Below are 13,410 nucleotides of genomic sequence, written 5' to 3'. Positions count from 1 at the left end.
ACTACCCTCTACCATGTTGTTGATGTGCTCTTGCCAGATGTCCTGCTGCAATAGCTCCAACTAAAGATAACTCTCCTGCCAAAACAGTACATGCAACGATTTCTGCAAATTCACGAGCTTTACCTGAACCAGCAACTCCCAATATTTCTAATCCTTCATGAGCAACTTCAAGACTAGTTCCACCACCAACAGTGGCTACAGGTAAGTCCGGCAGGTTAACTGAGAAATATAAATCTCCATTTCTGTTTTCTGCAGTTGTAATACCTAATGAACCTTCAACTACATGAGCCGCATCCTGACCGGTTGCTAAAAATATAGCCGCAACCATATTCGCATAATGAGCATTGAATGCCATACTTCCAGAAGCTGCAGAACCGATTAAATTTTTAGCAGTATTTACTTCTACAATTGTATCGACTTCAGTTTTAAGTTTTTTAGCTACAATATCTTTTGGAATTAAGATTTCAGCTATAACACTTTTTCCTCTGCCTTCAACAATGTTAATTGCAGCTGGTTTTTTATCAACACATACATTACCACTCAATGCAAGATGTGTTGCAGTTGTATCCTTTGCAAGTTTTTCTAAGATTTTTTCTGAAGCTATTGTTACCATATTCATTCCCATACTGTCTCCAGTTGAGAAAACAAATCTTGGATAAACATAGCTTCCAACAATTAAGATAGGATCAATTTTAATTAATTTACCATGAGAAGTTGTACTTTCTGCAACTTCTTTTAGTTCATCAAAATTATCAACAAACCATTGTTTGATTTTTAAAGCATCACCAACTCCATCGCATTTAATGGCTGGTGCACGAGTCATGATATCTGATACTACTCTTACATTTGCACCACCTGATGCTGTAATGGTTGATGCACCTCTATTAATTGAAGCAACTAATGCTCCTTCAGAAGTTGCAAGTGGAATAAATACTTCTCTTTTACAATATTCCCCATTGATTTTTAAAGGACCTGCAATACCCATTGGAAGTTGTAAAACCCCAATTGAATTTTCAATATTTCTTGCAGATGCTCTTTCCATATCTAAAGTGTAATTTGAAATATTATCCAATTTGATATCATATTTTTGTTCTAAAAATTCCCTTCTAATATCAGTTGCCTCTTTTGATGAAACTTCATTATCTACCTGATAAAGCTTCATTTCACCATTTAATAGTTTATCAATAATTTCTTGATTTGTCATTACATAACCTTTTTAAGTAAATCTACAATTTCAGATGGTTTTTCAGCTACTTCAACACCAGCTTCATTTAAAGCTTTGGTTTTACTTGCAACAGTACCGGAATCTCCTTGAATAATAGCTCCTGCATGTCCCATTCTTTTGCCTGGCGGTGCGGTTCTTCCTGCAATATAAGACACAACCGGTTTTTCCATTTCTTCAGCAATGAATTTACCCGCTCTTTCTTCTGCAGTTCCTCCAATTTCACCAATTAAAACAACAGCATCTGTAGCATCGTCTTTTTCAAATCTTTTTAAAATATCAACATAATTATCACCAGTGACCGGGTCTCCACCGATACCCACAGCAGTACTTTGACCAATTCCAGCACTTGTAAGTTCACTAGCAATCTCATAAGTTAATGTACCACTTCTTGAAATAACTCCAACATTACCTTCAGCAAAAATGTGAGTAGGCATGATACCCAATTTACCAACACCCGGAGATATGATTCCCGGAGTATTAGGACCAATGACTGTTGTTCCCATTTCTTTTGCATATGCCATAATTTTCATACTGTCATGAACTGGAATGTGCTCTGAAATAATAACAACTAAATCCAAGTGCCTGATGGCTTCAAAAGCAGCATCCCTTGCAAATTTTGCAGGTACAAATATGATTGAAGAATTAATATCCACTTCTTCTTTTGCCTCTTCAATTGAATTGAAAATTGGAACGGTGTCTAAGAATTTTTGTCCCCCTTTTCCAGGAGTAATACCTGCAACAATATTTGTATTGTATTTTAACATTTGTTCTGTGTGGAATGAACCTTGTTTACCAGTTATTCCTTGAACTAAACATTTTGTATCTTCATTTAACAAAATCATAATAAATCTCCTATCTTAAAATTCTTGTTTTATTTTCAAATGGAACAGCTAAATCTATTACATTTCCATTCATAAATGCAGTAGCTGAAAATATCACACTACCGGGTAATACATTACAAGTTGTTCCTCTTTTAACTAAATAAGTATTCTTGTTTCCAAGTGCTGCTCCAATCATTGCACCGGCTATTACTCCAATAGATTCTATGTCTTCAACTGTTGCAACAACGACTGGATCATCAGTTTCTGGTGAAACATAACCTACGCCAGGTATTTTTCTTATTTTTGGTTCTATATAATCTGATACATCAGTCATGTTTTCCATGCCTTTTGCAGCATTAATTGCAGAGTTTGCAACATCTGCTACAAATGGTTCACCCCCATATGTATCAAAACCTAATACAATTGCATCAGGATATCTATCTGGCCTGATATTTGCCTCAGCATATGAAATTCCTTCACCCGCATTCTCTGGATCTTGTGAAATTCCAGACAAATCTCCTAAATTTTCTGCACTTTCTTTTAAAATATTGACAATACCTTCATTAATAGGTTCAAGTAAATCATCTTCTACAAATGCACTTATAACAACGTCATCCCCTGTGACATTAGTTAAAGCAGCATCCCTTGCACCTAATTCTTTAAGTTTATGAAGGTTTTTTTCAATAGTTTCTACTAGCATAGGACTACAGGAAACATCATTTTTTGATACATCTGCACCTATGGCCGTAATTTTCAAATTAACACCTTGTATAATTAATTAAACAAATAAATAAAATATAATATTTTATTGATATATTGTTTGTTTTTTAATTTATTTAAATTTTCGGAGTTTAAAAAAAATTTAATTAATAGTAACTTCAAATATTATATTTAATGTATTCACAAACAAAAATTGCAATTCCTATTTTTCAAAAGAAGTGCAGTGATGTAATCGAAGTGGCTAATGATTGTATTGATAAAGGAGCAGATGTTTTAGAATTTAGAATAGATGCCTTAAAAAATCCTGATATTAATGAGATTAAAAATACAATCAATGAAATTAATTTTCCTATGATTGCTACCAATCGAATCAACTCAGAAGGTGGTTCATTTAAAGGTTCGGAAGACGAAAGATTCCATATTCTTTATGAATGTTGTGATTTAGTAGATTATGTTGACATTGAACTTCAAAGTAATGATGAATACATTGAAAAAATCCATGATACTGGTGTAAAAACAATTGTTTCTTATCATGACTTTGAAAAAACACCAGATTTAAATGAGATTATGTATATTGTTGAAAAGGAACAAGAATTAGGCGACATTGCAAAAGTTGCATTTATGCCACAGGATTTAGAGGACACATTAACCATTCTGGCTGTTCTTTCCCATTGTGAAAATACTATTGCCATTTCAATGGGAGATTTAGGAAGTTACACAAGAGTAATGGCTTCTAAATTCGATTCACCAATTACTTTTGCTGCAGGAACTGATGTAACAGCCCCTGGTCAAATTGATATTGAAACAATGAAAGCATTACTTAATATGGATTTAAACATAATGGATGAGTGATTATATGGCTAAAAAAGTTATTTTAGCTGTAATTATTGTTATTTTAATAGCTGTTTTTGCTTTAATTTTTTTAGTAAACGATACCGTTGATGTTTACATTGACGGCGAAAATGTTACCGTTACAACAAACACGCTTTCAGATATCGATGAAAATAGCATAAATCACGATATCTGCGATTATACTTTAGACGTGATGGATGATACAACAACAGACATAGATACCTATAAGAAGGGAATATCTGATATATGTAGTTCTTATGGCCTTGAAGATGTTGAAATTAATATTGATTCAAGTATTGGAGAAAATCAAATACCTGTTATCGTTTATGTTGATGGAACATCCATGCTCCCAACATTACAAGATGGACAAAGCGTACTTTTAAACAAAACTCATAATGTACATGTTGGAGATATTGTTGTAGCGGATTCTGATGAATACGGAGGCATTATTAAAAGGGTTGGCGACATTAATGGTGATGAAGTCTATTTAATAAGTGATAACAAAGAAGTCTCATATGAATATATTAACGGTGCATTATATGAGATAAAAGGAATAACAACTTGGGTTAATATTAATGATATTAATGGTGTGGTTATTTCATATTAAAAAAGGAAATAATGCCATATAAGCACTATTTCCAAAAAAGGGAGAAATATAAGAACAACAGTTCTTAATTTTGTCATATTTGGAGGAATAACTACACTGCACTATCCCCCTCTTCACCAGTTCTAATTCTGATTACATTGTCAATCGGATGAATGAATATTTTTCCATCCCCAATGTTTCCTGTGTGAGCACCTTTTTTAATTGCTTCCACAATTGTATCAACACCTTCGTCTTTTACAACGATTTCGATACGTGTTTTAGGAATCAAATCGATACAATAACTGGATCCTCTGTAGGATTCTTTTATACCTCTTTGACTTCCCCTTCCTTTAACTTCAGATACATTCATCCCTTCACAACCAACTGCTAAAAGGGCATTTTTCACATCTGCATATTTTTCTTGTCTAATGATTGCAACAATACTTTTCATGATTACACCTAGTTAAAATTATATGCTGATTCCTCATGAAGATTTGTGTCAAGTCCACCGATTTCTTCATATTCTTCAACTCTTATTCCACCCATTGCTTTATCTAATACTTTAGCAAATACGAAACTTAATATAAATGAATAAGCAAGAGTAGCAACAACGCTTATTATCTGAATAACAACTTGGTTAGCATTACCTGCAACTAATCCTGCAACTCCACCTACTGCTGGTACTGCAAAGATTCCTGTTGCGATTGCTCCCCATACTCCAGACATGCCGTGAACACCCCATACATCTAAAGCATCGTCGTAACCGAGTTTTGCTTTTAAGAAGTAAATTGCAAAGTATGATACAAATGGAGCTACTGCACCAATTATTAATGCTCCAGGAACATCAACAAATCCTGCTGCCGGAGTAATTGCTACAAGTCCTGCTACTGCACCGGTTATTGCACCTAAAACTGTTGGTTTTCCAACAACATATGTATCTAAAGCTGTCCACACAATTAATGCTGTAGCAGCTGCAACGTTTGAAACTATAATTGCGTTTGCTGCAAGTCCATCAGCTGCAAGACCTGATCCTCCGTTGAATCCCATCCATCCAAACCAGAGTAAAGCTGCACCTAAAACAGCATATCCTAAGTTATGAGGAATTAATGAAGTATCTTTTCTTTTACCAAGTACGATTGCAACAGCTAATGCAGCTGCACCGGAGTTCATGTGAACTACAGCACCTCCTGCAAAGTCAAGAGCACCTAATTGTGCTAACCATCCTCCACCCCATACCCAGTGAGCTACAGGTATGTATACTAAACAAACCCAGAATATTGTGAAAATAATCCATGCTTTTGTTTTCATCCTTCCAACAAGAGCTCCTGAAATAAGAGCAACAGTTAAACCTGCAAAAGCACATTGGAACATTGCAAATAATAATGTTGGAATTGTTCCACTTAAATCATCTAATGCAATTCCTTGTAAGAAGAAATTACTTGGAGATCCTATAAGACCCCACATATCGCTACCAAATGCAAATTGGTAACCGAATATTACCCATATTACACTTACAATTGAAAATGCAATGAAAGTTAAAAAAATTGTATTTAAAACATTTTTACGTTTACTTAATCCTCCATAAAAAAATGCGACCGCTGGAATACTCATTAAAAGTACTAAAAGACTGCAAATAAGTACCCATGCTGTGTCACCTGCACTAAAAACTACCATTATATCTTATCTCTTAAATTTGAATTTATTAAATTATGAAATTAATCGCCGGCAATAGTCGGCAATAATATGTCGGAAGTATTGTTCCGATATATAGTAATTGAACTACATAGTATATAAAGGTTTTGTAAATTAGATAATTGATGTACAAAAAGTAACAATTAAAATGTATTTTAAACATTGTATTGAAATATCTAAAAAACATATAACTTCATTCAAAATAAAATAAAAAACTACATTAAAATTTAACATTTAAAGAAAATATTAAATATAAGCTATTTAAATAAATAATAATAGCATATTTAAATTTTAATTAAAATAATAAAAGTGTTATTATGAAAGACTCAGTAAAAGCAAATCTAATAGTATTTTTCATAATTGCTATTGTTGCATTTGGTATGAGTAACGCATTTGCCAGTTTAATTATCCAAGAGGATAGTGACTCATACAAACTAATTCCAATTGAAAATGATTCATTTGAACCAAATTACATTTATAAAGTTCCTACAATCATACCAAAAGTAGAAAACAACACAACTGATGTTACACCAACTAACAACACTGATTACAATGTAGAAAATACATACAGCAATTGGACAGAAACACGTACTGAGTATACGGAGTACTGATAAAATGGTAGGAAAGAAAAAATTTATCAGAGATAGCGTCTATGGAGACATTAATTTAACTGATTTTGAAGTAAGAATCATGGATATGCCACAATTCCAGAGATTAAGAAGGATTAAACAATTAGGATTAATTAGTTTAATATATCCTGGGGCAACCCACACCAGATTTGAACACTCAATTGGAACAATGCATTTAGGATCCAAATTATCTGAAGAACTTGGATTGGAAAATGAGGAAATTGAATTAATCAGAGCTTCAGCGCTTTTACATGATATTGGACATGGCCCATTTTCACATGTTTCCGAAGGAGTTTTATCATTTCCTCATGAAGAATTAACTAAATTTGTGGTTACTAAAACTTCAATGAAAGATTTACTTGAAGAAAAATTTGATGTGAATAAAATCGTGGACATTGTTAACGGTAAAGGATATCTGGGTCCTATCGTATCCGGTGAACTAGATGTGGACAGGATGGATTATTTATTAAGAGATTCTCACAATACTGGAGTGGCTTATGGAATTATTGATTATGAAAGAATTATTTCAAATTTAAAACTTGAAGATGGATTAATATTAGATATTAAAGGTGTTCAAGCTGCTGAAGGAGCATTGGTGTCAAGATACTTCATGTACCCTAGTGTTTATCAACATCACACCACCAGAATTGTAAATTCAATGTTTAGAAGAGCTTTAAAAAAAGTCATAGACGAAGACATAATCAATGAGAAAGACATTTACAAATATGATGATGCTGAACTTATTGGAGTATTTAGACACTGCGAAAATAAATTTGCAAATGATATCATGTCCAGATTAGATAACCGGAGAGTAATGAAAAGAGTGAAAACAATAAGATTAGACAATTTCAAATATCCTGAAAAAATGTATAAAATTGAATCTAAAACACTTAGAAACGCTGAAGAAGAAATAGCTCAAGACTATGACATTGACAAAGATTACGTATTTATCAATATCGCAGCATATCCTAGATTTGATGAAATGAAAACCCAAGTTAATGTAGATGGCAAATTATACCCATTAACTGAAATATCAAATATTATAGGGGCTTTAAGTAAAGCCCGATTCAATATCCCTGACATTAGTGTTTATGTTGATGATAGTGAAAAATCTAAATTTGATAAATTCAAACTCGAAAATTATCTAGAATTACCTGAAATTGATAGAGAAAAATTCCATGGAATTCATTATGACCAAATTAAACTATTTTAGGAGAAAAACATGATAGTTGTTGCAATTACCGGAGCAAGTGGAGCAATATATGGAATAAGACTCCTCGAAGCTCTAAAAAAATTAAACATTGAAAATTCTATAGTTATTAGTGATGCTGCAAGAATAGTAATAGAATCAGAAACTAAATACACTGTTGATGATGTAATGAGTTTAGCGGACAAATACTATGATTTCAATGATTTAACCGCTTCTATAAATAGTGGATCATTTAAATCTGACGGATTGGTTATTGTACCATGTTCCATGAAAACACTCTCTTCAATAGCCAATGGATATGGGGCGAATACAATTACAAGAGTGGCCGATGTAAGTTTAAAAGAAAGAAGACCAACTGTTATTGTTCCTCGTGAAACTCCACTTAGAAGTGTTCACTTACAAAACATGCTAACATTATCACAAGAGGGAGCCATAATTTTACCTGCAATGCCAGGTTTTTACTCAACACACGATACCGTTGATGACCAAATCAACTTTATTGTTGGAAAAATATTGGATTCCTTAAAAATTGAAAACAATTTATTTAAAAGGTGGGAATAAATGTTAGAAGATAATGATTTTATTAAATCTTGTGACGTTCCAGGACCAACAAAGGAGGCTATAAGGGCAATTATTTTATACAAATCTGAAGTTACATCTTCAGATAAGGTAGTTGACTGCGGATGCGGAACCGGTGGAATTACCTGTGAATTTGCCCAAAGAGCAGGTGAAGTAATTTCAATTGATACAAACCCTGAAGCAATTGAAACAACCTCACAAAACCTTAAAAAATTTGGCCTTGGTGACAATGTCACATTAATTAACGATAATGGATCAAATGCCTTGAAAGATATTGACAATATCGATATTGCTATTGTGGGAGGTAGTGGCAGAGAACTTGAAAATATCCTAGACATTGTTCATGAAAAGTTAAATCCTAAAGGCAGAATCATTATAACCGCTATTTTGGTTGACACTAAAGTTGAAGCAATAAATAAACTAAAAGATTTAGGTTATAATCCTAAAATCATGGAAGTTAATGTTTCAAACGGAAGGGTTCTTGATCGTGGAATTCTAATGATTAGTGAAAACCCTATAGCTATTATGACAGCTAAAAAAAGATAAAAAAATATTGGAGATTAAAAAATGGGTAAACATTTAAGTTGGAAAGTGAAATTTTCAATACTGATGATTATTTTGATAATTGTGATTTATGGAACCAATTATTTAGTGCTTGGAGATGCTGAGCATATCATATCTTATGTCTGGACACATTTAGGTTTTATTCCAGTAGATATCCTGCTTGTTGCATTTATACTTGATGAAATTATTGAAAAGAAAGAAAAAGAAGCTATGCTTGAGAAATTAGACATGCTCATGAGCACATTCTTCTCAGAAGTTGGAAATGAATTAATAAGTCAGTTAAGTGCGGTAAATAAATATAAAGCATCTACTGAAAATTTAAAATCAATAAAAAATTGGGATGAAAAAGACTTTGATAACAAATTAGAAGAACTTAAAAATTCAAATGTTGACTTCAGCGCTCAAGTTGCACCTGAAGATAGGGAAGAATTCTTAAATAACTTAAGAGAGTTACTCATCGATAAAAGAGAATTCATCATTAATCTGATTAATAATCCTAACTTGCTTGAAAAAGAAGAATTCACAGAATTAATCAATGCAATTCTTCATTTGGACGAGGAGTTAGAACACAGAACTGATTTTGCTTTAGTCAACGATGCTGACTTTGGACATTTAAATGGAGATATGCAAAGAGTATACAATAAGTTAGTGTATGAATGGGTTTACTATTTGAGATACCTGTACAAATACTATCCATACATGATTGCATTAATCATACGTACCAACCCATTTGATGAAACCGCTGAAGTGTATGTAAAAGAATAGAATATGGTGAGATTTAATATGAGTAGTGATAATAAAAATAATGAAAATATTAAATCTTGTATCATTTTATGTGGAGGGCAAAGTAGAAGAATGGGTCAGGATAAAGGTTCTATGATTATTCAAGACAAACCTATGATTAAACACATCCTTTCTACTTTAAACCATCATATAGATGAAGTTGTAATTGTTTTAAATGACAAAACAAGGATTGATAACTATAGCTCATTTATCAATCCAGATGAATACACCTACCCCATCACATTTATTGAAGATAAAATAAAAAATAAAGGTCCCATGCCAGGAATAATGACCGGACTTTCACAAATTTCCAGTGATTATGCATTAATATTGCCTTGTGATAGCCCATATGTTTCTTCAAACTATATCACTACTATTTTTACTGAAATTGATACAGATTTTAAAGCTATTGTTCCATACCATGATGCTGAAAACAAATTAAAAACATCTGAACCACTCCATTCAATTTATAATAAAAGCATCATCTCTGAAATTGAAAAATTAGTAAATAATGATATTTTACATATAAAGGGGCTAATAGAAAAAATAGATACAAAATTCGTTTTAATAGATGATAAAAAAATAGAAAAAAAAGAATTTAGAAATCTTAATCGTCTCGAGGACGTTTAAAGATGTTCTACTAACTCTTTTGTTTTTGTTACTGCTAAATTAACAGCGAAAAGAATATCGTCTTTAGTTAATGGTTCTTTTCCACCTTTTTGCATGGAACAAATGTGACCATCTTTTGTAACACCAACATTTAAACGAGCACTAGCTACTCTTTCTTCAGCTAATGTTGGGTCAATAATCATTTTATCACCAATTTTAACAAAGGTACATAATGCTAACTCATTGTTAATTGGTAAATCAAATGTTTCATCTTCACTAATGACAACTTCTTCATCAACAATACTTGCAACAGGTAATTTACAAGTTTTAAGTGCAGCCATAACAGCTAATTCACAAGCATCGAAAAGGTTTCCGCAGTTATCAATGATATGTAAATCGATGAATAACATCCAAACGTGTTTTCCTTCTTCAACACATAATTTATCTAATTCTACCAATTCACTTTCACGAATACCTCTGTCAACCACACGTGCAAGTTCAATTGAATCATCGCTAGGTGGTCCTGGTTCAAAATTAGGATCAGCCATTGGTAACATTTCACAATTAGTCATTAAAACTCCTAAATCTGGAGTATCTGGAAATGGGCTTCCAAGTTGTGGTTTAATACCTACAATAACTTGTGTTCCACCAATTTTAACACGAGCAGAACCTTCAGCTTTAGAAATAACATTAGTTTCAATAGAGATATCCCTATATTCATCAAGACCTCTGCCATCTTCTCTTTTATCATTGCTGATGAGGTTTTTAATACTTTGTTTTGTAATTTCTGGTACTACATCCATTTTTCCACCCACTTATTCTATAGAATATTTTTTCATTAAAGCTTCTTTTTGGAGCTTGTTCACTTCAAGACAACCTTCCATAGCTAAATTAATTGCTTTTTCAAATTCTTCTTCAGTTAAATCACCATCACTTTGTAATAATGTGATTTCACCAGTTCTAGGCATCATAGCTATTGGAACATCAGCTTGACCTTCTTTATCTTCTTTTTCAGATAAATCAAGTACAATTTCATCATAAACTTTACCTGCAGCACAACCTACAACAATATCTTTCATAGGTACTCCTGCATCGACAAGTGCAACGGAAGCTGCAGTAATTCCAGCACAACGAGTTCCACCTTCAGCTTCAATTACTTCTATGTAAATATCAATCATTGAACGAGGATAATTTTCTAACATTAATGCTGGTCTTAAAGCATCAGCGGTAATTTTAGAAATTTCAGATGATCTTCTATCCGGTCCTGGTCTTTTTCTGTCATCTACTGAAAATGGAGCCATGTTGTATCTAACTCTTATTACACCAGTATTTGGTTCAAGTAATCTTCTAATATATGATTCTCTAGGACCATAAACAGCTACTAAAATTTTATTTCCACCAACTTCTAAGTAAGCTGAACCATCTGCACGTTCAAGTACTCCTGCTTCAATTTTTATAGGACGTAATTCATCAAACTTCCTACCATCATCTCTTATCAAATCTGACATTATATCAACCTCTTAATCTGCGAAGAATCATTTATTGTTTAATATAAAAGAATTATTTGAGTTATCCCCATAAGATAAACTACCATCTTTACTTTTATTTTTTCTTTTCAATTCTTCAATTACTTCAGCGATATTTGGTTTATCTTCTTTTTTCTGTTTCTCTTCTTCTTCTCTTTCTTCTTCCTCTAATTCTTCTTTAAAATTTTGAAGTTTAGGTTTTTCTAAAACAAATTCTTCCTCTTCTTCTTGTTGGTTTTCTTCAGGTGGCAATTCACCATCAATAGCTAGGTATAATTTGTTTTTAATTTTATTGGTTAAACCAGAAGTATGAGCTTCAGCTTCAATTAGATGGATAACTTCTCGGGTAAGTTGTTCCATGTCTTCATCACCTTTAACCCAGACAAGACCATTTTGACCAACAACAATTTTACAATTGGTTTTGTCCTTAATCATGTTAATCATAGAACCTTTTTTACCAATTAGTCTAGGAACTTTGGTTGGAGCAATATCTACAATAATTCCTCCTTTGAATTTACCCATTCCTCTTCCTTTTAAACCGAGTTTTGCCTTCTTGATTTCATCAACATCGACAACTCTTAAAAATAGGACATCCCCAACATCAAATACTTTGTTGAGTTCTTTTTTCTCACGACCAAACACTTCAAAAGCTGGTAAAATTCCAGAATAAGGTGAATTGATGTCTACATCCCACATTGAGAATCTAACATCATTAATTTTACCTATTACAACATCTCCTTTTTTAGGAACATATTTGCTTTTAAGAGGAATAACTCTAATTTTTTTATTCCTCAAAGAAACGCGTCCCAATAAAGAAGAACAAACTTTACCATTCTCTTTAAAGGTACCTCTTCCTGAATAGTATTCATCGTCAGATAATATCTGACCAGGAATAACTAAATCTTTATTTTCCACATATATCATAATAATCCCATAAACATGAAAATTTATTTAATTGTTCTAGTTTCAGCTTCACCATTTGAAATTTCAGCCATTTTAGCGGCAAATGAATCTTGAAGACCGCCAGGCATTTCAATAATACCAATCCATGAACCATCCTGTTGCCATTCTTCATTTTGGATTTCACCAAAACCGTGGATTACTGAATAAGCTCCTCCAGCTACAGAACCTGGAAGTCTAACAGCAACTTTTACCTTTTCAAACTTAATAGGAATAAGCGGTTTGATGGCTTTTAAAGCGGACTGAACTTGTTGGTCCACTGAAGTAAATGGATCAAATTTAACTTTTGCTTCATCACATGCATTTTCAATTCTCTGAACCGGATGAGGCAAGCCATTTTGAGGGTTTATTGCTTCTTTAGCTATTTTATTAATAACTAACTTTCTTTTATCTTCCTGCATTTTTCTTTTTTGATCTGCAGTTAATTGAACAGTACCCTTTTCCAATATAATTTTGGAAACTTCAATAGGATCAGTAGTTTCAAATATTTTATTCATAGCTTCATCAGAAGCCTTATCTCCTTTTTTGGAGTCTTTAAATATTTCTTCAACAGCTAAAAGATCTTCAATGGCAACATCTGGGCCATCAGGATTCCTAAAATCAGCTGCTAAATCAGGGTCAACTAATATTTCAAAGTGTTCACCACAGTATTCG

General features: G+C 32.7%; 17 protein-coding genes. 8 read left to right on the top strand and 9 right to left on the bottom strand.

Features of this window, described 5'->3' with window-relative positions; genetic code table 11:
* Position 1: 1 nt before the first annotated feature.
* The 3 genes from hmgA to ACKI32_RS03155 are packed head-to-tail and all read right to left on the bottom strand — an operon-like array spanning position 2 to position 2,803.
* The gene (gene hmgA, locus ACKI32_RS03165; protein ID WP_407413415.1) at positions 2-1,204 is read right to left on the bottom strand and encodes a hydroxymethylglutaryl-CoA reductase (NADPH); all 1,203 of its coding nucleotides are present in this window, start codon (positions 1,202-1,204) and stop codon (positions 2-4) included.
* Positions 1,204-2,067, bottom strand: a complete 864-nt coding sequence (gene sucD / locus ACKI32_RS03160; protein WP_407413413.1) for a succinate--CoA ligase subunit alpha — start codon at positions 2,065-2,067, stop codon at positions 1,204-1,206. Before sucD ends, hmgA begins: the two co-directional genes overlap by 1 nt.
* Before the next feature lie 10 nt (positions 2,068-2,077).
* Positions 2,078-2,803: a hypothetical protein gene (locus ACKI32_RS03155; protein ID WP_407413411.1), complete on the bottom strand. Its 726-nt coding sequence runs from the start codon at positions 2,801-2,803 to the stop codon at positions 2,078-2,080.
* A 137-nt stretch (positions 2,804-2,940) separates the two neighbouring features.
* Here ACKI32_RS03155 and aroD point away from each other — a divergent pair, with 137 nt between their 5' ends.
* A complete protein-coding gene (gene aroD / locus ACKI32_RS03150) occupies positions 2,941-3,618 on the top strand; it encodes a type I 3-dehydroquinate dehydratase (protein WP_407413409.1) in 678 nt (225 codons plus the stop codon).
* A gap of 4 nt (positions 3,619-3,622) precedes the next feature.
* Positions 3,623-4,225, top strand: a complete 603-nt coding sequence (locus ACKI32_RS03145; protein WP_407413407.1) for a S24/S26 family peptidase — start codon at positions 3,623-3,625, stop codon at positions 4,223-4,225.
* 91 nt (positions 4,226-4,316) lie between these two features.
* On the opposite strand, the gene ACKI32_RS03140 is transcribed toward ACKI32_RS03145, so the two are convergent.
* A complete protein-coding gene (locus tag ACKI32_RS03140; RefSeq protein WP_407413405.1) occupies positions 4,317-4,655 on the bottom strand; it encodes a P-II family nitrogen regulator in 339 nt (112 codons plus the stop codon).
* Between the two features lie 8 nt (positions 4,656-4,663).
* Complete coding sequence (locus tag ACKI32_RS03135; protein ID WP_407413403.1) at positions 4,664-5,878, bottom strand: ammonium transporter; 1,215 nt, start codon at positions 5,876-5,878, stop codon at positions 4,664-4,666.
* 335 nt (positions 5,879-6,213) lie between these two features.
* Here ACKI32_RS03135 and ACKI32_RS03130 point away from each other — a divergent pair, with 335 nt between their 5' ends.
* The 6 genes from ACKI32_RS03130 to ACKI32_RS03105 are packed head-to-tail and all read left to right on the top strand — an operon-like array spanning position 6,214 to position 10,291.
* The gene (locus ACKI32_RS03130) at positions 6,214-6,507 is read left to right on the top strand and encodes a hypothetical protein (RefSeq protein WP_407413401.1); all 294 of its coding nucleotides are present in this window, start codon (positions 6,214-6,216) and stop codon (positions 6,505-6,507) included.
* A 4-nt stretch (positions 6,508-6,511) separates the two neighbouring features.
* On the top strand, positions 6,512-7,738 hold the full coding sequence (locus ACKI32_RS03125; RefSeq protein ID WP_407413399.1) for an HD domain-containing protein: 1,227 nt from the start codon (positions 6,512-6,514) through the stop codon (positions 7,736-7,738).
* Between the two features lie 9 nt (positions 7,739-7,747).
* Entirely contained in the window at positions 7,748-8,296 is a 549-nt protein-coding gene (locus tag ACKI32_RS03120; protein WP_407413397.1) for a UbiX family flavin prenyltransferase, read from the top strand.
* Positions 8,297-8,860: a precorrin-6Y C5,15-methyltransferase (decarboxylating) subunit CbiT gene (cbiT, locus tag ACKI32_RS03115; protein WP_407413395.1), complete on the top strand. Its 564-nt coding sequence runs from the start codon at positions 8,297-8,299 to the stop codon at positions 8,858-8,860. It abuts the gene before it with no gap.
* Between the two features lie 21 nt (positions 8,861-8,881).
* Positions 8,882-9,643, top strand: a complete 762-nt coding sequence (locus ACKI32_RS03110) for a hypothetical protein (protein ID WP_407413393.1) — start codon at positions 8,882-8,884, stop codon at positions 9,641-9,643.
* An 18-nt stretch (positions 9,644-9,661) separates the two neighbouring features.
* Complete coding sequence (locus ACKI32_RS03105) at positions 9,662-10,291, top strand: molybdenum cofactor guanylyltransferase (RefSeq protein WP_407413391.1); 630 nt, start codon at positions 9,662-9,664, stop codon at positions 10,289-10,291.
* Here ACKI32_RS03105 and rrp42 read toward each other — a convergent pair.
* From rrp42 to ACKI32_RS03085, 4 genes are all read right to left on the bottom strand, one after another.
* Complete coding sequence (gene rrp42, locus ACKI32_RS03100; RefSeq protein WP_407413389.1) at positions 10,288-11,073, bottom strand: exosome complex protein Rrp42; 786 nt, start codon at positions 11,071-11,073, stop codon at positions 10,288-10,290. The genes ACKI32_RS03105 and rrp42 overlap by 4 nt on opposite strands.
* A 12-nt stretch (positions 11,074-11,085) precedes the next feature.
* On the bottom strand, positions 11,086-11,781 hold the full coding sequence (rrp41, locus tag ACKI32_RS03095) for an exosome complex exonuclease Rrp41 (protein ID WP_407413453.1): 696 nt from the start codon (positions 11,779-11,781) through the stop codon (positions 11,086-11,088).
* 24 nt (positions 11,782-11,805) lie between these two features.
* Positions 11,806-12,720 carry an exosome complex RNA-binding protein Rrp4 gene (rrp4, locus tag ACKI32_RS03090; RefSeq protein ID WP_407413387.1) on the bottom strand — a complete coding sequence of 305 codons (915 nt, stop codon included), beginning with the start codon at positions 12,718-12,720 and terminating at the stop codon, positions 11,806-11,808.
* A gap of 23 nt (positions 12,721-12,743) precedes the next feature.
* The coding region (locus ACKI32_RS03085) for a ribosome assembly factor SBDS (RefSeq protein WP_407413385.1) at positions 12,744-13,410 on the bottom strand (667 nt) is incomplete at its 5' end.

The sequence above is a fragment of the Methanobrevibacter sp. genome (genome assembly GCF_045611865.1).
GTDB lineage: Archaea > Methanobacteriota > Methanobacteria > Methanobacteriales > Methanobacteriaceae > Methanocatella.
The sequence above is the reverse complement of the archived record's forward strand: the minus strand, read 5'-3'. Positions and strand labels throughout refer to the sequence as shown.